General features: G+C 59.4%; 17 protein-coding genes and 1 pseudogene. 3 read left to right on the top strand and 15 right to left on the bottom strand.

Translation table 11 applies throughout. The features are described from left to right. Positions 1-4: 4 nt before the first annotated feature. Both IPM89_00475 and ureC read left to right on the top strand, forming a co-directional pair. On the top strand, positions 5-322 hold the full coding sequence (locus IPM89_00475) for an urease subunit beta (protein ID QQS54387.1): 318 nt from the start codon (positions 5-7) through the stop codon (positions 320-322). Next, on the top strand, positions 319-2,052 hold the full coding sequence (ureC, locus tag IPM89_00470; GenBank protein QQS54386.1) for an urease subunit alpha: 1,734 nt from the start codon (positions 319-321) through the stop codon (positions 2,050-2,052). Before IPM89_00475 ends, ureC begins: the two co-directional genes overlap by 4 nt. A gap of 67 nt (positions 2,053-2,119) precedes the next feature. Here ureC and IPM89_00465 read toward each other — a convergent pair whose 3' ends face one another. From IPM89_00465 to IPM89_00415, 11 genes are all read right to left on the bottom strand, one after another. Next, the gene (locus IPM89_00465; protein QQS55717.1) at positions 2,120-3,031 is read right to left on the bottom strand and encodes a 4-deoxy-4-formamido-L-arabinose-phosphoundecaprenol deformylase; all 912 of its coding nucleotides are present in this window, start codon (positions 3,029-3,031) and stop codon (positions 2,120-2,122) included. A 9-nt stretch (positions 3,032-3,040) separates the two neighbouring features. After that, positions 3,041-4,084 carry a bifunctional UDP-4-keto-pentose/UDP-xylose synthase gene (locus IPM89_00460; protein QQS54385.1) on the bottom strand — a complete coding sequence of 348 codons (1,044 nt, stop codon included), beginning with the start codon at positions 4,082-4,084 and terminating at the stop codon, positions 3,041-3,043. 58 nt (positions 4,085-4,142) lie between these two features. Further along, a complete protein-coding gene (locus tag IPM89_00455; GenBank protein QQS54384.1) occupies positions 4,143-5,066 on the bottom strand; it encodes a formyltransferase in 924 nt (307 codons plus the stop codon). A gap of 4 nt (positions 5,067-5,070) precedes the next feature. Next, the gene (locus tag IPM89_00450; protein ID QQS54383.1) at positions 5,071-6,018 is read right to left on the bottom strand and encodes a glycosyltransferase; all 948 of its coding nucleotides are present in this window, start codon (positions 6,016-6,018) and stop codon (positions 5,071-5,073) included. A 1-nt stretch (position 6,019) separates the two neighbouring features. After that, the gene (locus IPM89_00445; GenBank protein QQS54382.1) at positions 6,020-7,159 is read right to left on the bottom strand and encodes a DegT/DnrJ/EryC1/StrS aminotransferase family protein; all 1,140 of its coding nucleotides are present in this window, start codon (positions 7,157-7,159) and stop codon (positions 6,020-6,022) included. Between the two features lie 57 nt (positions 7,160-7,216). Then, positions 7,217-7,588: an EamA family transporter gene (locus tag IPM89_00440; protein QQS54381.1), complete on the bottom strand. Its 372-nt coding sequence runs from the start codon at positions 7,586-7,588 to the stop codon at positions 7,217-7,219. After that, complete coding sequence (locus tag IPM89_00435; GenBank protein QQS54380.1) at positions 7,585-9,273, bottom strand: glycosyltransferase family 39 protein; 1,689 nt, start codon at positions 9,271-9,273, stop codon at positions 7,585-7,587. The genes IPM89_00440 and IPM89_00435 overlap by 4 nt, the downstream gene beginning before the upstream one ends. 58 nt (positions 9,274-9,331) lie before the next feature. Next, positions 9,332-10,675, bottom strand: coding sequence for a two-component sensor histidine kinase (locus tag IPM89_00430; protein QQS54379.1), 1,344 nt, complete (start codon positions 10,673-10,675; stop codon positions 9,332-9,334). Then, entirely contained in the window at positions 10,672-11,334 is a 663-nt protein-coding gene (locus IPM89_00425) for a response regulator (protein ID QQS55716.1), read from the bottom strand. Before IPM89_00425 ends, IPM89_00430 begins: the two co-directional genes overlap by 4 nt. Next, complete coding sequence (locus IPM89_00420; GenBank protein QQS54378.1) at positions 11,334-12,539, bottom strand: MFS transporter; 1,206 nt, start codon at positions 12,537-12,539, stop codon at positions 11,334-11,336. The genes IPM89_00425 and IPM89_00420 overlap by 1 nt, the downstream gene beginning before the upstream one ends. 189 nt (positions 12,540-12,728) lie before the next feature. Next, the gene (locus IPM89_00415; GenBank protein QQS54377.1) at positions 12,729-12,980 is read right to left on the bottom strand and encodes a hypothetical protein; all 252 of its coding nucleotides are present in this window, start codon (positions 12,978-12,980) and stop codon (positions 12,729-12,731) included. Between the two features lie 65 nt (positions 12,981-13,045). On the opposite strand from IPM89_00415, the pseudogene IPM89_00410 reads away from it, so the two are divergent. Next, a pseudogene (locus IPM89_00410) lies at positions 13,046-14,106 on the top strand (IS630 family transposase). Here IPM89_00410 and IPM89_00405 read toward each other — a convergent pair. From IPM89_00405 to IPM89_00390, 4 genes are all read right to left on the bottom strand, one after another. After that, positions 14,037-15,905: a VTT domain-containing protein gene (locus IPM89_00405; GenBank protein QQS54376.1), complete on the bottom strand. Its 1,869-nt coding sequence runs from the start codon at positions 15,903-15,905 to the stop codon at positions 14,037-14,039. The pseudogene IPM89_00410 and the gene IPM89_00405 sit on opposite strands and share 70 nt — an antisense overlap. Positions 15,906-16,152: 247 nt before the next feature. Next, the gene (locus IPM89_00400) at positions 16,153-16,506 is read right to left on the bottom strand and encodes a PepSY domain-containing protein (GenBank protein QQS54375.1); all 354 of its coding nucleotides are present in this window, start codon (positions 16,504-16,506) and stop codon (positions 16,153-16,155) included. 129 nt (positions 16,507-16,635) lie between these two features. Further along, positions 16,636-17,880, bottom strand: a complete 1,245-nt coding sequence (locus IPM89_00395; GenBank protein QQS54374.1) for a glycosyltransferase family 9 protein — start codon at positions 17,878-17,880, stop codon at positions 16,636-16,638. Between the two features lie 44 nt (positions 17,881-17,924). Further along, complete coding sequence (locus IPM89_00390) at positions 17,925-18,875, bottom strand: flippase-like domain-containing protein (protein ID QQS54373.1); 951 nt, start codon at positions 18,873-18,875, stop codon at positions 17,925-17,927. Between the last annotated feature and the right edge of the window lie 10 nt (positions 18,876-18,885).

Raw genomic sequence — 18,885 nt, 5'->3', positions numbered from 1 at the left:
GCCCATGATCCCCGGCGAAATCGTCACCGCCGATGGTGACCTCGAACTCAACGCCGGCCGCCGTGTGCAGCGGCTGAGCGTGGCCAACACCGGCGACCGGCCGATCCAGGTCGGTTCGCATTACCATTTCGCCGAGACCAACCCGGCGCTGCGCTTCGACCGGACACTGGCGCGCGGTTGCCGGCTGGACATCCCCGCCGGCACCGCCGTGCGCTTCGAGCCCGGCCAGGAACGCGAGGTGGAGTTGGTGGATTACGCGGGAGCACGGGAGGTCCATGGTTTCCGCGCCGAGGTGATGGGGCCGCTGGAGCGGCGGCCATGAGCCACATCGACCGCCGCGCCTACGCGGACATGTACGGCCCCACCACTGGCGACCGGGTACGATTGGGCGATACCGAACTGTGGATCGAGGTCGAGCGCGATCACACGACCCATGGCGAAGAGGTGAAGTTCGGCGGTGGCAAGGTGATCCGCGACGGCATGGGCCAGTCGCAGCGAACTCAAACCGAGGGCGCGGTTGATACCGTGATCACCAATGCGCTGATCGTCGATCACTGGGGCATCGTCAAGGCCGACATCGGCATCAGGGAGGGGCGCATCGCCGGCATCGGCAAGGCCGGCAACCCCGACGTTCAGCCGGGCGTAAACATCATCATTGGCCCCGGCACCGAGGCCATCGCCGGCGAGGGCTTGATCGCCACCGCCGGCGGCATCGATAGCCATATTCATTTCATTTGCCCGCAACAGGTCGAGGAAGCGCTGATGTCGGGCGTGACCACGATGCTCGGCGGTGGCACCGGCCCGGCCACCGGCACCAACGCGACCACCTGCACGCCCGGTCCCTGGAATCTGCGGCGGATGCTGCAAGCGGCGGAAGGGCTGCCGGTCAATCTGGGCTTCCTCGGCAAGGGCAACGCCAGCCGCCCGGCGGCGCTGGAGGAGCAACTCGAAGCCGGGGCGATGGGTTTGAAACTGCACGAGGATTGGGGCACCACGCCGGCGGCGATCGACAACTGCCTGAGCGTGGCCGAACGTTACGACGTGCAGGTGGCGATTCACACCGATACCCTGAACGAATCCGGCTTCGTCGAGGATACCCTGGCGGCGTTCAAGGGCCGGGCGATTCACACTTACCACACCGAAGGGGCCGGCGGCGGCCACGCTCCCGATATTATCCGCGCCTGCGGCGAGCCGAACGTGCTGCCCTCCTCCACCAACCCGACCCGACCGTACACGGTCAACACCGTGGACGAGCACCTCGACATGCTGATGGTCTGCCACCACCTCGATCCCGGCATCCCCGAGGACGTGGCCTTCGCCGATTCGCGCATCCGCCGCGAGACTATCGCCGCCGAGGACATCCTGCACGACTTGGGCGCGTTCTCGATGATCGCGTCCGACTCGCAGGCCATGGGTCGGGTCGGCGAGGTGATTAGCCGCACCTGGCAGACCGCGCATAAGATGAAGGTGCAGCGCGGTCATCTCCCCTCTTCCCTTGGACGAGGGGCAGGGGGCGAGGGAGGCGAGGACACCGACAACTTCCGGGTCAAGCGCTATATCGCCAAATACACCATCAATCCGGCCATCACGCACGGCATCGGCCACCTGGTTGGCTCGCTGGAAGTCGGCAAACTGGCCGACATCGTGCTGTGGCGACCGGCGTTCTTCGGGGTCAAGCCGGCACTGATCATCAAGGGCGGCTTCATCGTCGCCGCGCCGATGGGCGACCCCAACGCTTCGATCCCAACGCCGCAACCGGTGCATTACCGGCCGATGTTCGGCGCTTTCGGCGGGGCGCTGGCCGCCACTTGCCTGACCTTCGTTTCCAAGGCCGCGTTGAACAGTGGCGCACTGGACGCGCTGGGTTTGAACCGGATACTGGCGGCGGTGCGAGATACCCGCGCCATCGGCAAGCACGATCTGATCCACAACGACTCTTTACCCCATATCGAAGTGGACCCGCAGACTTACGAGGTACGGGCCGACGGGGTGTTGCTCACCTGTGAGCCGGCCAAGGTATTGCCGCTGGCGCAGCGATACTTTCTGTTTTGAAGTCGTGCTTCAGATCAGGTTGCGGTTGATTGCATCCACGTCCGAAGTACTTGAACGGGGCCATGCCTCAAGCGACGAAAGCGGGTCCCTGAACCCGCAAGGTCCCACTACGCCCTGGAACGGTTCCATCAACAATTTCATATCGGGGCAAGGCATCCCGCGACATCTCGCCGGCCAGCGTGCGCAGCGCGCCGAGGCGATAGCCCTGAGTGCGCCAACCGGTCAGCAGTCGGTCGAGAATCGGCAGAAATTTTAAGCCCTCAAGCTCGGCGTGCAGGGTAAACACATGGCCGGTCGCGCGTGGCGTTTGCGTGATCGCCAACAAGCGGTCGCCGACATGATCCGGCGTTATTCCGTCCACACCGATCAACTCATCCAGCGTTGGCAAGGTGGTCGGCAATTGCGGGCAGCGGATCACCTCACCGTCAACCACGGGCAGAAAGGGATGATCGCCGCGTGAATCGGAGCACCAGGCAAAACCGAACGCCTCGGCGAACCGCAGCGCGTGACCGTTCATTTGCCAACCGGCCGCGCCATGCCCGGTCGCCGCCGTGCCGAAAATCTCCGCGTAACGATCCACCGCCTTCCGCATTTGCCGCGCCGTCCATTCGCGGTCAGCCCCGGCGACATGATCCTGCCAGAGCACATGATCCCAACAGTGAATGCCCGTTTCGAAACCGGCATCGCGCACCCGCCGCATCACGTCGCCCGCCCGCCGACCAATGTCTGGACCGGGCAACAGTGTTCCGTACAACAAAGTTTTCCAGCCGTAATGCTCAATGACCGAGGTCCGCTTGACCTTGCCGAGAAAGCCGCGCCGGAAGACTCGCCGAATCGCCCAACCGGTGTGATCGGGTCCCAAACTGAATAAAAACGTCGCATCGATTTGCTGTCGGCGGAATAATTCCACCAGTCGCGGCACGCCCTCCAGCGTCCCGCGCAGGGTATCGACATCGACCTTGAGAGCCAGCAATGGCACTGACATGGTTTAGTCGACCAGCGTGCCGGCATCGGCCACATGGGTGCGATAGGCCTCGAAAATCCGCCGCAACGCCTCGTCCATGGTAACTTCGGGTCGCCAGTCGAGATCGGCGCAGGTGTTGGCGATCTTCGGCACCCGCTGCTGCACATCCTGATAGCCCTTGCCGTAATAGTCATTCGCGGTGGTTTCGATCAGTTGCACCTTGGCCGCCTGGTCCCGGTATTCCGGGTACTCCGCCGCCAGTTCCAACATGCGGACCGCGAGTTCGCGCACTGACAAGTTGTTGCGCGGATTGCCAATATTGTAAATCTTGCCGCTGGTCACGCCCTGCTCGTTGGCGATGATCCGCATCAGCGCCTTGATACCGTCGTCGATGTAGGTGAACGAGCGCCGCTGGGTACCACCATCGACCAATTTAATCGCCTCCCCCCGCGCGATCTGACCCAGAAATTGGGTGATCACCCGGGAGCTGCCTTCCTTGGGGGTGTTGATCGAATCGAGACCGGAACCGATCCAGTTGAAAGGGCGAAACAGGGTGAAATCCAATCCCTGCTCCATACCGTAAGCCCAGATCACCCGATCCATCATCTGCTTGGCGCAGGCATAGATCCAGCGGGGCTTGTTGATCGGCCCGTAGACCAGCGGCGAATCCTCGGGATCGAAGTCCGGGTCCGCGCACATGCCGTAAACCTCGGAGGTCGAGGGGAAAATCAGCCGCTTGCGGTACTTGACGCAGGACCGCACGATCGGCAGGTTGGCCTCGAAGTCGAGTTCGAACACCCGCAGCGGCTCGCGCACGTAGGTCGCGGGCGTGGCGATGGCCACCAGGGGCAGCACCACGTCGCATTTCTTGACGTGATATTCGATCCACTCCCGGTTGATGGTGATATCGCCCTCGAAAAAGTGAAAGCGCGGATGGTCGAGCAGATCGCGGACGCGCTCGTCCTGCATATCCATGCCGTGAATTTGCCAATCGGTGTCGGCCAAAATGCGTTGGGACAGATGATGACCGATGAAGCCATTGACGCCGAGAATGAGGACTCTTTTCATTGCGGAAAGGGTTCCGATGTTTTGACGATGAATGTAAAGCGGGTGTTGCCCGGTGATCTCAATCGCCCAAGCGCCACGGACCGGGACCGAGCTGCTCGGTCAGTGACGCGGACGTCACCCGTTCCCCGGCCATCTCCAATGTGGAAACGAACAACGCGCCACCGCCGGCACAATGCGCAATCAGCCGATCGCCAACCCGTTCGAGCACGGCCGCTGCCGCCGGCATGACCGCTTCGATCACCCGGGTACCCAGTATTCGGGCCGGCTGCCCGGCCACGACGGTGAACGCGCCCGGATACGGCGGCGCGACCGCGCGGACCAGATTGTGAATCCGCGCCGCCGGCCAGTTCCAGTCGATGCACCCGTCCTCGGGCGTGCGGCCGGAGAAGTAGCGGCCCTTGGATAAATCCTGGGTGATGCGCGGTGCCGTGCCAGCAAGCAGCGCGGGCAGTACATGATGCAAGGTCAATTCGGCGGCGACGGTGACTTTATCGAACACTTCCTTGGCGGTGTCGTCGGGCAGAATGGGCACGGCGGTCTGGGCCACGAGGTCGCCCGCATCCGGCTTTTCGACCATGTAATGCAGGGTTGCCCCGGTTTCGGTCTCGCCATGAATGATCGCCCAGTTGACCGGCACCCGGCCGCGATACTTCGGCAGCAGCGAACCGTGCATATTCAGCGCGCCGCGCGGGGCAGTGGCCAGCAGTTCCGGCGCCAGCATCCGCCGATAGTAGAAGGAGAACAGAAAATCGGGAGCCAGTTCGCGAATGCGCCGCAACTCCTCCGGAGCGTTCGGGTCCTCCGGGGTGATAGCCGGAATGCCGTATTCGGTCGCGGTGGCGGCGACGCTGTCGAACCAGATTTGCTCGCCGGGATTGTCGGTGTGGGTGAAAACCAGCGCCACGTCAACGCCGTGCGCGAGCAACACCTTGAGGCAGCGCACTCCGACATTGTGATAGGCGAACACGACAGCGCGGGTCATCGATTCATTCTCCCTCCTCGCGCCGTTCCAGAATCCCCTGGATGGTGAAGCGCGGACGCTCGCGCACCTGCTGGTAGATCCGGCCAATGTACTCGCCCAGTAACCCGATGCCGAACAGCAGGATACCCATCAGCAGGAAATTGATGTCGAACAGGGTGAACACCCCCTCCGCTTCCGGGCCGACAATCAGCCGGCGAATGGCCAGGTACACTCCGAAGGCAACCGCCGCCAACGACAGCGCGACTCCGGCCAGCGAGAACATCTGCAAGGGCACCAGCGAGAAACCCGTCACCAGATCAAAGTTCAATCGGATCAGCTGGTACAGCGAATACTTCGACTCGCCGGCGGCGCGCTCGGCGTGGGCCACCGTGACCTCGGTCGGGTTGGCCGCGAAGGTGTAGGCCAGCGCCGGGATGTAGGTGCTCACCTCGCGAGTGGACACGATGGCTGTGACGATATCGCGGCTGTAGGCGCGCAACATGCAGCCCTGATCGGTCATGCGGATTTTGGTGATCCGCTCGCGTACCCGGTTCATCAGCCGCGAGGCAACATGCCGCCACAGGCTGTCCTCGCGTTTTGCCCGGATACTGCCCACATAGTCGTGGCCCCGATCCATCGCCGCCAGCAGCTTGCCGATTTCCTCCGGCGGGTTCTGCAAGTCGGCGTCCAGGGTGACCACCCGTTCGCCCCGGCAATATTCGAAGCCGGCCATGATCGCCATGTGCTGACCGCAGTTGGCGGTGAACAGAATGACCCGCGTCACGTCCGGTCGAGCCAGAAACTGATCCTTCAGCAGCGCCGCCGAGCGGTCGCGGCTGCCGTCGTTGACGAACAGCACCTCGTAGGACACGTTCAGCGCGTCCAGCGCCGGGTAAAGCCGGGCGAACAACGCCGGCAGGGTCTCCTGCTCGTTGTAGACCGGAATGATGACGGAAAGCCGTGGCGCGCTCATTTCAAATCCTCGCCTCCGCCAGCACTTCGGCGACCGCCGCGCAAACCCGTTCCACATCGGCGCGGGTCATGGCCGGAAACAGTGGCAGCGTCACCGTTTCGCGGGCGATTCGCTCGGTATTCGGCAATTCCCCTTCGCGATGGCCACGGCGGCGGAACAGCGTGGTGAGATGCGCCGCTTCGTAGGAGATGCCCGTCCCGATGCCGCGCGCCTCCAAAGCCGCGCGAAACTGCTGGCGATCGATGCACAGCCGGTCCAGCGGCAATAGCGGCGCGAACATGTTCCAACTGTGCCCGGCTTCGTCGCCCGGATAACCCGGATGCGGCAACAGACAGGGGGGATCGGTGCGCAGCATCTGGAAATAATCAGCCACCCGTTCGCGGCGGCGGGCGTTGAACTCTTCCAGCCGGGCGAGCTGACCCAGACCGATCCGCGCGTTGACATCGGGCAGATTGAACTTGCCGCCGGGGAAAGTTACATCGCGGGTGCCATCCGGCCAGCGGGTGATGCCGTGGAAACGCAGCGCTTCCACCTCGCGCGCTTCCGCTTCGTCGTTCAGCACCAGCGCCCCGCCCTCGATTGCGGTCATGTTCTTGTTGGGATGGAAGCTGAATACCGTGAGATCGCCGAACCCGCCGATCCGCCGGCCGCGCCAGCTCGATCCGATGGCCAGCGCCGCATCCTCGATCACCCGCAATCCGTGCCGCTCCGCCAGCGCGTACAGGCGGTCCATGTCCACCGGCAACCCCGCGAAATGGGTCGGCATGATCGCCCTGGTGCGTGGGGTGATGGCGCGCTCGACCGCATCGAAATCGAGGTTGCGGCTGATCAGTTCGACATCCACAAAAACCGGCGTCGCGCCGACTTTGGCGATCATGTTGGGTGCGGCGAAAAACGTCTGCGACGGGGTGATCACTTCATCGCCGGGACCGATACCGCACAATTGCAGGGCGACTTCCAGCGCGGCGGTGGCGGAGTTGAGCACGCGCACCGGCCGGCCACCCAGATAATCCGACAGCGCCGCCTCGAATTTTTTAAGCTGCGGGCCGGTGGTGATCCAGCCGGAGCGCAGCACTTCGACCACGCCGGCGATGGTGTCCTCGTCCAGCGTCGGCCGGGCGAAAGGCAGATAGGGAAGCATTCTCCCCTCCCCCTTTGCGGGAGAGAGGTTGGGGGTGAAGGGTGGAAGCGATGCCATTCAGGATCTCACAAGTAGATAAACGCCGATGATGATGAAAGCGATGCCCAACCCGCGCCCACCGGTAAGCGCCTCGCCGAACAAGTACCAGGCGGCGAGGGCGTTGACGACGTAACCGATGGACAGCATTGGGTAAGCGATGCTGACCGGTACCCGCGACAGCGCCAGAATCCAGACCAGGACGCTGATCCCGTAGCAGGCGAAGCCCCCGAGGAAATGCGGGTTGGTGGCAATCGCGCCGGCCAGCGGCAAGGCATTGGCGGCGGTGGGCGTGATCACCCCGAGCGTGTTGGCGCCGGCCTTGAGCAACAGTTGCGCGATGGCGTTGAGCAACACGCCGGTCAAAATCAGCCCGAAGCTGGCGGTGCTCATCGGCGGCTCACGATAACCCGACGCGGATCGCGGGCCAGCACTCGCATGGGCAAGCCCTCGGCGGCGATCTGCTGGTAATTGCTCGAAGAGAGGATGGCGTAACCCTGCTCCAGCGCCACCCAGCGCTTTTTCCAGTCCTCGACCCGCCGAATTCCCTTGTCGGGTTCCGCATCCAGGCCCAGGGCGAACTCGTCAATGTACTGCACCAGGGTAAGCGGCCGTTTCAGATAAAACGGCAGGGTCTGATCATACATTTGAACGCTGTAGAAGGGAAAAGTCCGGTCAAGCGGCCCTTGCCTCGCTTCGATCTCGCGAACGATGTGATACGAAGACGAGAGGCGGGACAGTTCGTCGTAACCGTCCAGCGCCAGGATGCCGGCACCGAGGCTGCCAAACGCCAGCGCGACGATGCCGGCCGACCGGACGTGGCGGCGAAACAACCAGGCCGCTGCTACCGCGCCGATGGTGAAGGCGAAAACCGAAGCTCCGATCCAGGGCACGATGTTGCGCACGATCTCAAACGGCGACGATTCCTTCGAAAATATGCGGGCGATCCGTTCGCCGCCCATCAGGACCACCAACAGCAGCACACCGCCGGTCGCCGCCATTCCCCACGCGAGGCGGCTGAGCGTTGCTGGCGCCATCCGCTGCATCTCCACCGCCGCGAACAGCGCCAGCGCGGGGAATGCCGGCAAAATGTAGGATGGCAGCTTGGAGCCCGACACGCTGAAGAACAGAAAAATGAATGCGGCCCAGATCAACAACAACCGCCGTGGTTGCAGCGTTCCCAATTCCCCCTCGTGTCGCCAGCCGTCGCGGAGCCGAACCGCGATGAACGGCAGCCAAGGCATCGCCCCGAACAGCAGGATGGGGACGAAGTACCACCAGGCGCCCTCTCGCCGATGCACCTTGGTCAAAAAGCGCGCGAAGTGTTCGTGAATGAAAAAGAAGCGGGCGAATTCATCGTTGGCCAGCGACACGGCGACGAACCAGGGGACGGTGATCAATAGCAGCACCACCAGACCCTTCCCAATATGCAGGCGGGTCAGCAATCGCCAGTCGCGCTCAATCAGAATGTAGATCGCCAGCACCGCGCCGGGCAGCACGACGCCGATCAGGCCCTTGCTGAGCACGCCCAGCCCCATCGCCGCCCAGACGACCAGCATCCAGTTGCGATTCTCCACCGGCGTTGCGCCGGGACGCTGGGCAAGCAGAAAACCGAGCAGGCTGACAGTGAGAAATGCGGCCAGACCCGCATCCAGGGTGTTGATATGGGCATTGATGACGAACCCGGTACATCCTCCCAGCGCCGCCGCCGCCGTCAAACCGACCTCCTCGCCGAACAGGCGACGCCCCCCCCAGAACATCAGCAGCACACAGCCGAAGGCGGTGGTCGCCGGCCACCAGCGCGCGCCCCATTGGCTGTCGCCGAAGACCCGGAACGCCGCCGCTGTCGCCCAGTATTGCAAGGGCGGCTTCTCGAAGTATTTAAGGTCGTTCAAGCGTGGCGTCACCCAATCCCCGGACAGCACCATCTCACGGGGGATTTCGGCGTAACGCCCTTCGTCGGGGTTGGCCAACTTCCGGTATTCGAGGTTACTGAACCAGATCAGGGTAAAAATCAGCAGCAAGCCCAACAGGAGCCACCGGGAAAAACCGGGAGATTTCAGGGAATGCGAATCCATGGTGATTTTTGTGCTCACGATCACAAAACAAAAGTTTCAGACGCGATGAAGGCGCTGATCATTTTTCATGTCCCTGGCGATAGCGAAAGACCAGGCCAGTTCCGCCGGGCCGCTCATGCAGACTCAACACGCCTCCCAGACGGATCGCCGCTTCCCGGGCAATCGCTAATCCAAGCCCGCTTCCTTCGCCTTCAGCGCCGGGCACTCGATAGAAGGCATCGAGCACCCGTTCGCGTTCCTGGATTGGAATCCCGGGGCCGTTATCCATGACCTCGATGACATCACCCCTCTCATCGGATAGCAGTCGCAGCGTCACTTCACCGCCTTCCGGCGTGTACTTCAGGGCATTTTCCAGCGCATTGCTCACAATCAGGCGCAGCGCTTCCCAAGAACCGTGGATAAAAAGCGGTGTGGTTTCCTCAAGGCCCAGATCGATACTCTTGGCCTCGGCCAATGGCAGGCGTTCGGCCATCAGTTCGCGCGCCATCACCGAAACATCGACCACCGATACTTCGGCGACGCTGACCTGGGTTCGGGCCAGGCTGAGCAACTGTTCGCTCAGATGGCGGGCGCGCTCGATCCCCTCCCGCAGCGGAACCACACGCTCACGCACGGCATCCAGCGATTCAGCGTGCAGCAGATTCTGGGCCTGTAAGGACAGCGCGGTCAGCGGACTGCGAAGTTCATGAGCGGCGTCCGCGATGAAACGCCGTTGCTGCCCGATCAAGAGGTTGACCCGCGCCAGCAAGCGATTGATGGCATGAACAAACGGGGTGATTTCATCCGGGAGGCCATCATCGGGGATGGCCTGAGGTCGATCCGCCGGCTGCTCGTCCAGACTTCTGGAGAGCCGGGTAATAGGCGTGAGTTCACTACGCACAATCCGCACGATCAGCCCCGCGAGCACGGGAATAAGGAGCAGCAAGGGGATCAGAGTCCGCAGGCCGCTGTCGATGGCGAGCTCGTCACGCGCCTCGGTGAGTTGGGCGACCACCACGCGCGCCCCTGTTTCCGTTTCTTGAACAAATACCCGAAGATCCCCGGAACCGGTGTTCAGGGTATGGAAGCCCGGCAACAGATCGCCCGCAAACCAGGCGGGCATGGAGTCTCGCGGCAGATGTATCCAGGCCGGCATGGAGTCTCGCGGCAAATGAATGACGACGATGTGGGATTCGGGATCGCTGATCGGGATTTTCTCGGTATCTCGATGCGACAACTCCGGCGATGGAAATTTGCCCGTGTCGCGGATATCAAGCATGGCAATCTGCCGTAGCATGTCGTCCTGAAATTCTTTTGCTTCGGAATAGGCAAGGCCAAAAGAGGCTAAAGCCGCCGCCAGACCGGCGAGCACGATGGTGCCTCCCAACGTCATCGATAGATGCCGCTGCAAGGATCGTTTCATCTCGGTTTTTCCACCATCCAGCCCGCGCCACGGATGTTCTTGATACTGTTGGAACCCAGCTTTTTGCGCACACCGTGAATCAGAAAGTCCACCGCGTTGCTCTCGACCTCCTCGTTCCAGCCGTAGATGCGCTCCTCCAGTTCGGCGCGCGCGAGAATCGCGCCGGGCTTCAGCAGCAGCGCCTGCAACAGGGCAAATTCACGCGCGCTCAGCACTTCCACCACAGTACCGCAGCACGCTTGGCGGGTGGTCGGGTCGAGGGTTATCTGGCCATTGGTGAGCAACGGCGCGGCTTGCCCGCCCTGACGACGGATAATCGCGCGCAGCCGGGCCAGAAGTTCATTGATATCAAAGGGCTTCACCAAATAGTCATCGGCTCCGAAATCCAGCCCCTTGATCCGATCATCCACCCCGTCACGCGCGGTGATGATGATAACCGGCACCGTGTTACCCGCCTGGCGCAGGCGACGCAGCACCTCCAAGCCATCGCGCTTGGGCAGGCCCAGATCGAGCAACACGGCCTGGTGCCCGGCGCTTTCGAGCACATTGCCCGCCGTGGCGCCATCCTTCACCCAATCCACGGCATAAGCGGCGTCCTTGAGAGCAACGGATACCGCCTCACCGATCATCGAGTCATCCTCGACCAGCAGGATACGCATCATTCCCCCAATAGTGATCCGGACTCAGGCGGCCATGCGAGACCCGCCAGGGTCATCATGCAGAAAGTTGCGCCGGCATAAAACGTGACCGACGCCCCGAGTCGATCCCACAAGAGGCCGGCAACGACGCTGGCCAGCAACATGGCCATGCCGCTGACCAGATTGAAGAAACCATAAGCCGTACCGCGCAGATCGGCCGGCGCGGTATCGGCCACCATCGTCGCAAGCAACCCTTGAGTCATGCCCATGTGCACGCCCCACAGCGCAACTCCAACCAATACCACGCCCCAATGATCGTTGCTGGCGAGCACCAGGTCCGCCGCGATCAGCACGACCAGCCCGAGCGCCAACAGCTTGCGGTGGCTCATGCGGTCGGAGAGCTTGCCGAAGGGATACGCCGACAGCGCGTAGATCAGGTTCATCGCCACCATCACCAGTGGCACGAATGCGACCGGCACGCCGCCTTGTTGGGCGCGCAAGACCAGGAACGCCTCGCTGAACCGTGCCAAGGTGAACACCGCGCCGACGCCGACCACCCACCAGTACGACGCCTCAAGTCGTCGCAGATTTTCACGGCGAATCGGATGGGTGTGCTTCACGACCTGAATCCCTATTGGCTCGCGCAAACCCAAGGCCAGCAGGGCAACGGCCGCCAGGCCCGGAATCACCGCCACCCAGAACACGGCCCGGAAATCGTTGGCCCACAACAACATCAGGCCGACTGCCAGTAGCGGTCCGAGAAAGGCTCCCACGGTATCGAGCGACTGTCGCAGGCCAAAAGCGGCACCGCGCAAGTTCGGGGGCGTAATGTCGGCCACCAACGCATCGCGCGGTGCGCCACGAACGCCTTTGCCAACCCGATCCAACAGTCGCGCCGCCAGCACGACGCCGATGGTCGGCGCCAAGGCAAACAGAGGCTTGGTCAGCGCGCCCAAAGCGTAGCCGAACACCGCGAGTCCTTTGCGCTTGCCCAGATAGTCACTCAACACGCCGGAGAAGATTTTGACGATCAGGGCGGTGGACTCGGCCAGCCCTTCGATCAAGCCGACCGCCAACGCACTGGCCCCCAGCGTCGTCACCATGAACAGCGGCAGCAGGCTGTGGATCATCTCCGATGAGATATCCATCAACATACTGACAAAGCCGAGTATCCAGACCCCGGCCGGAATCTGTTTCAGGGCGGAGTTAGCATTTTTTGTTTGCATTCTTATATCGTTTCCCGATAGGTTTTGTTCTTTTCGGAGGCCAATAACCACCCTGTTCGTCATACCCGCGAAAGCGGGTATCCCGTTTTTCAGCGGCGGCCTGGATTCCCGCATTCGCGGGAATGACGAAAACCTATTCAGAATTGGTATTATCGTTTCGCTTCACTTAGAGGATCGTAGGAGCGCGAATCAACGGCCACTGTCAATCAACAGGACGGTGCGGCTCCAGCGAGCGGATTCTCCGTTCTCCCGAGCCGGATATTGCACCGCTTTCCATTTCACGGTGGTGAGGGTGGACTCCAGTGCCGTCAGTGCTGAATCGTAGCCACCGCTCGAACGCGGAAAGCGGATCAGTGGCAAGCGGGCGATGTGTTGTGACGCGACGGTGCCAATCCATACCGGAATGTCGTTCGGTTGTAGCCGCAGCGTCGTCGGCCACAACCGTATACCATTTATGATTAGATTTTGTTATCATACTTATTTAACCTACTTTTATTGATCCAGTCATGAGCCGCTCATTACAAGTCGAAATCCACGAATCCTCCGAAGAACTAAAGCGCATAATGAATGAACAAACTCACGCCAAGTTTCGAGAGCGATTACAAATTCTATATTGGATTAAAAGTGAGATTTTTCATTCTTTACAAGATTTAGCCGATCATTTAGGGCGATCGAAATCCGTCATTGTCAAGTGGCTCAAAGTATATCGTACCCAAGGCTTAATCGGGCTGTTGCAGTGGAATTATCATGGCGGCCGTCGTTCGAGAATTACCGAAGCTATGAGAGAGGCACTCCAGCGCCGTCTGGACGATCCGACTCATGGATTTCATAGTTACGGACAAATCCAGCAGTGGCTTCTCCAGGAATACGAGGTCGATATTCCTTATTCAACAGTGCATCAAGTCGTTCGTTATCAACTCAAAGCAAAACTTAAAGTGGCGCGGCCAACGAGCGTTCATCGCCATGAAGAGGCGGTGGTTTCTTTTAAAAAAAACTTCCACGACAACTTGAATTAATTGATATTCTTCAGCAAGTTGAAAATGAAGCAGTCCGGCCTTTACGGTATTGGTGCCAAGATGAAAGTCGCTTTGGATTAAAAACGATCACCCGGCGGGTCATCACCGCACTGGGGATTAAGCCAGTTGGTCCAGTTCAATGGACCTTTCAATCATTTTGGCTCTATGGTGCCATTGAGCCACTGAGTGGCGAAAACTTCTTTTTAGAATTTTCCCATTTAGATGCTGATTGCTTTCAGTGGTTTTTGAATGAATTTTCTAAAACTTATCCGCACAGCCTCAACGTAATTCAATTGGATAACGGTCGCTTTCATTCTGCCAAAAAACTCGTAATCCCCGATAATGTCGTCTTATTATTCCAACCGCCTTACAGTCCCGATGTGAACCCCATTGAGCGTGTTTGGCAATCAATGAAAGATCAATTGTGTTGGATCAATTTAAAAACCCTAGATGAACTACGTAAAAAAGTGGATGAACTCATTCAATCGCTTCTCCCAAGCGAAGTGGTTTCTTTGACCAGTTTTGATTTTATCTTATCCGCACTAAAGTAGTAAAATCTATTAGTAATCGGTAGTAGAATCCACTGCTCGGCGGGATGCGTCTCGCCCGGTCTTTCCTGGGTCAGCAGCAGCGATTCGTATTGACCATTGTGCAGTTGCGGCAGCACGGGAAGCTGTTCGAGCGCCGGCTTGGGCAGGAACCAATGCAACGCGGTACTGGCACTGAGCGCCGGGGGCTCATGCCAGCCGCGCGATAAGAGGTGCTGTCGCACTGAACCCAGGTCGCCTGCCCACCGCACATTCAACGGCTGCTCGCGCTCGCCTTGCAGATCGCGCCGCCAAACCGGCAAACTCCGCCCGTCTTCCCGCCACCATTCCGGCGCGGGCATCACCATTACTGGATGACGCACGGCATAGCGTTCAAGGTCCTGCGACATGCCGTTGTGAATATGCCAGCCGGCGGCACCGAGAAATCCCAGCAGGGTCACCGTGGCGAGTCCGCGAATCGAGACCGGCGCTGCTGGCTGACGCCGCGCGCGCGCGATGGCCAGCAAGGCCACCCACGCCGTACCCAGGGAGACCCCCGCCGTGACATCGGCCAGCCAATGCGCCCCCAGATAGAGTCGGGAAAAGGCGATCCCGATAATCAGGAGCGCGGCGGTCGCATAGGGGGTCCAGCGCCAGCGCGGGCCGAATGTGCCGGCCACGAGCACCGCCAGAAACCCGTAGATCACCGTACTCAGGGTCGCGTGACCGCTCGGAAAGCTGTAGGTTTCGGCCCCGGCATACAGCGCCACCGGCCGTGGCGCCTTCAGCGCCACCTTGATGATCTTTACCGCCAGCGCCCCGAAACCAATCGCGGTCAGCCAATACAGCGCATCGCGCCAGGCGCGCCGCCAAAGTAGCCAGACCAGCACCACGGTGGCGACCGGAATCGTGACGGCCGCGTCGCCCAGCTCCGTGAGCGCGACCATGATCCAATCGCCGAGCGGTGTGCGCAGTTGTTGCAGCAGGTGGTAGATCGCCTGCCCCGCGTACACCAGCGGGTCCTGGGTGAGTACGTCCTCCAACACCCCCAGAAACAGCCAGCCCGCCGCAATCAGCACCACCAGCCAGACGAGCAGGGCACGCGATGCCGGGCGCGCCGGATCGAGCAGATCGGCAACGAGCCATGCAAGGTGGCGATGAGTACGGCCCCAGGCCATGGCCTGGATCGTCCAGCGGGCGACCCGCGGTTGCAGTTGGCGGTAGCTCAAGCGGATCAGCGAGACAATCAGCCAGGTGGACGCCACCAGCACACCGAGCAACACAGCTAATCTCGTGGCCACTTGGCCGGCGAGCACCAGCGAAGCGCCGAATGCCATGCCCGGCAGCAAGTGCGCCGCCGCCCAAATCAGCGCCGAAGACAGGTTGTAGAGATAGAAACGCGCTGGGGCCATGCCCAACATGCCGGCGACCACCGGGATGACCGGTCGCATGGGACCGACAAACCGGGCGAACAGGATGCTCTTGCCGCCGTGGCGATGGAAAAACGCCTCGCCACGCGCGAGCCATTTCGGGTGACGGCGCAGCGGCCCCAAGTCGCGCAGTTGCTCCTGATAACGATGGCCGAGCCAGTAACTGAGGCCGTCGCCCACTACCGCACCGCCCGCCGCCCAGGCGAAGGTGCTCCAGAACGCCATGGCGCCGGCGCCCACCAGCGCGCCAGCCGCGAGCGTCAGCGTGGCGCCGGGCACCACCAAACCGATGAAAGCCAGCGATTCGGTGCAGGCGATCAGGCCCACGATCAGGCCGGCAAGGTGAGGATGCAGGCTGGCCCACTGCATGGATTCATTGATCAAGCTACTCACGCCAATACGCTCCGGACCATGCTAATCGGCTCAGGGATAACATGTTAATCACCGTGCCAATTATCGGGTCATCTTCGACCAGCAGAACACGCACGATGATTCTCGTAGTTGACGAGGCCCTCAGAGGGTTTCGTTGGCCGGTTGCCCGAGCACGTCCCGTCGAGTGATGCTCAGATAAATCTCCAATTCACTAAAGAGAAAAGCCGGGAAGCGATGCTGCCCCGGCATCACAGCGGCTGATGCCCGATCAATCGTCTGTCTCATCGTCCTCATTGTGATCGGCTTTATCCTCGTTGTGATCGGCCTTATCCCCAGCGGACGCGATGACTTGGCCGCTTGTCGGGTCGACCTTCACGTCCATGACGCTCTGGCCCTTGACCACTTCCACCTCGAACACCGATTGACCTTTTTCGTGCTCGTACTCAGCCCGGGAAGCCTTGCCACCGACATGCTGCTCGGCGGCGGCCACGGCCTGCGTCAAACTGATTTTCGCGTCGGCGATGGCCAAGGCATCGTTCCCGGCGGATTCCGCCGCGTAGGCGCTGCCGACGGCAGCCGTGGAAAGCGCGGCAATGACCACTAGATAGATTTTGCGATTCATGAGGATTACTCCTTCAGCTCACGCGGATATTCGCGTTGTGCTCAAGGTAGCGATCAAGAATTAGGGGAGAGTTAGCTGACGGGTGTCAGCAGATGTTTTCTGAAAGAGAGGGAAAACGGTGATGACCGATCAGTCTCCGATAACTGCTTTATGTGGAACATTTTTTTTCAGCGCGTCGCGCAATCGTTCCAGCACCATTTCCGGCTTGATGACCCGCAGGCACACATTATCGGCACAGGGTGTCCGCCGATGGTTTGCGGCGCTCACGCAGGGCGAACAGGCGAGCCCGGCATAAATCGGCGTGCTGTTGCCCAGAGAGCCGTACAGTCGCGGCGTCTCGGGACCGAAAATAACAAAGGTACGCAGGCCGGTCACCGCGGAAAAATGGCCAGGCCCTGAATCGTTGGTCAGCATAATTTCGGCAATTTGGTATAGCGCCGGCAATTCTTGCAGCGAAAGGCGGCCTGCGAAATTAACGCAGCGCTCGTGTCCTACCTGCTGTTTCAGCCCTCCCGCCTCGCCCCGTTCCGCCGGAGCCCCCGTAATCAAGACCAACAGATCCTCATTATCAGCCAGCAAGCCACGCATCACCGCCACGAAGTAATCGGGCATCCAGCGCCGCTGCGGTAATAGATCGCTAGCATTAGGATTAATCAGCACGACTCTGAAATGCTTTTCATCGTAGGCAGCGTATTCGCTACGGATACGATCATTCATCGTTGATAGCGCACTTTCGCTGACCTCAGCCTTGGCCAAATCGATTTCGCTATCGGATATCAGCGTCTTGGAAAAAGGTATCTCTTCTGAATCCGCTAAAGCCGCATTAACCAACGCTATAAAATTCTTGGCGATATGCAAATGCGGGTTATAGGCTACCCGACGGGTCAGCATCCCTCCTCGATAAAGTCCTTCATTGTGAAAGGCATGGAAGCCGATTCGATTTGCCGCACCAGACAAGCCTGTCAACAGGGCCGTGTACCGCGAGAACAATTCCAAATCGATGACGGTGTCGATCCCGCGACGGCGTACCCACAACAGAAAACGGAGAGTATCCACTACCAGATTAAAAAAGCGATCTTCTCGAATAACGCAGATGTTGGCTCTTGGGATAGTCTTTAATAGATACAAACTGGCTACGTTAGTCTTGAAAATCAGGAAATACAGTTCTGAATTACCTTTTTGTTGCATTTTTCTCATGGCAGGATCCGCTAAAATCGTGCTGCCCATTTCCGACAATTCAATAAATAATACTTTTCGAGGATATGCGTTTTTTTGCTTACCGAAAAAACCGATGAAGCGAAAAAATCCGGTCATCAAGAAACAGAGCGGAACCCCAACCAAATAATCGACTTTTCGCATGACGTCGATTTTCATAACATCCACCAATTTATCCTTGTAAAATAGACCATTTGGCACGCTCAAACTACACGGTGACGACCTTTAAGGTAGATAAGCAATCCAGGTAAACTGATAATGATCAGCGTAAATCCATATATAATCGACATCACCAAAACTGTTGATTTATCAGCGCCGATCAAGGAAAACAAGCCTACCAAAGCCCCCTCACGAACTCCCCATCCAGCTACGGAAACAGGGATAATCGTCAAGTAAATTGCCGGCGGCACGATGACAAAATAGGTCATTGGATCGTATCGTAAATCCAGTGCCCAGCCAATAATAAAAAAAACCAATATTGCAAGCAACGGAATCAATAGTGACGATACTGATAACAGTATACGATTACACAAAAACGCTTGGTGCAGCCTTGCGGAAATAGCCTTTGCGATAGCTAGTTGAGGGTAGTTATCAAGCCAATGAAGATATTTTAAAGAAGCGATAAATATAACGACAATCATGCCAATGATTACCAAGGCTAAAGTCACATGATAAACCTGAAGTGGCAGCAACTCTGGATTAGATATGTACGCTAACAAATTCAGGAACATCAAAGCAGCCAGACCTAAAACCCTATCTAGAACGATGCCATATAATGCATCTCTTTTACGAAACCCTTGGTCAGCGACATCAAGTACTCTCAAAGCATCGCCCCCAATGCTGGTCGGCAATCCTTGATTGAAGAACATGGCTTTGAAATAGCTACGCCAGTAGAACAAAAAGGATTGGCCAAATTGCAGGTTGTGCATGATCAGTTGCCAGCGGTAGGCTGCTATTGTGGTGCTGGCGAATTGTACCAAGATCGCTACTGCCAGTACATCCAACCTGATTTGTTTCAGCATTGCCCATACTTGCTGGATATTGATCGAGTGCAGGACCAGCATGAAAATCGATAATGTCACCAGAACTCTGATCAATAATTTGATGGCGTTACCAGAGAAAAAAAGCTGGATATTTTGCTTGCTGATAAACACAGAATATTGA

Source organism: Candidatus Competibacteraceae bacterium, assembly GCA_016699715.1.
Taxonomy (GTDB): Bacteria; Pseudomonadota; Gammaproteobacteria; order Competibacterales; family Competibacteraceae; genus Competibacter.
This window is presented reverse-complemented; position numbering and strand designations above follow the sequence as displayed.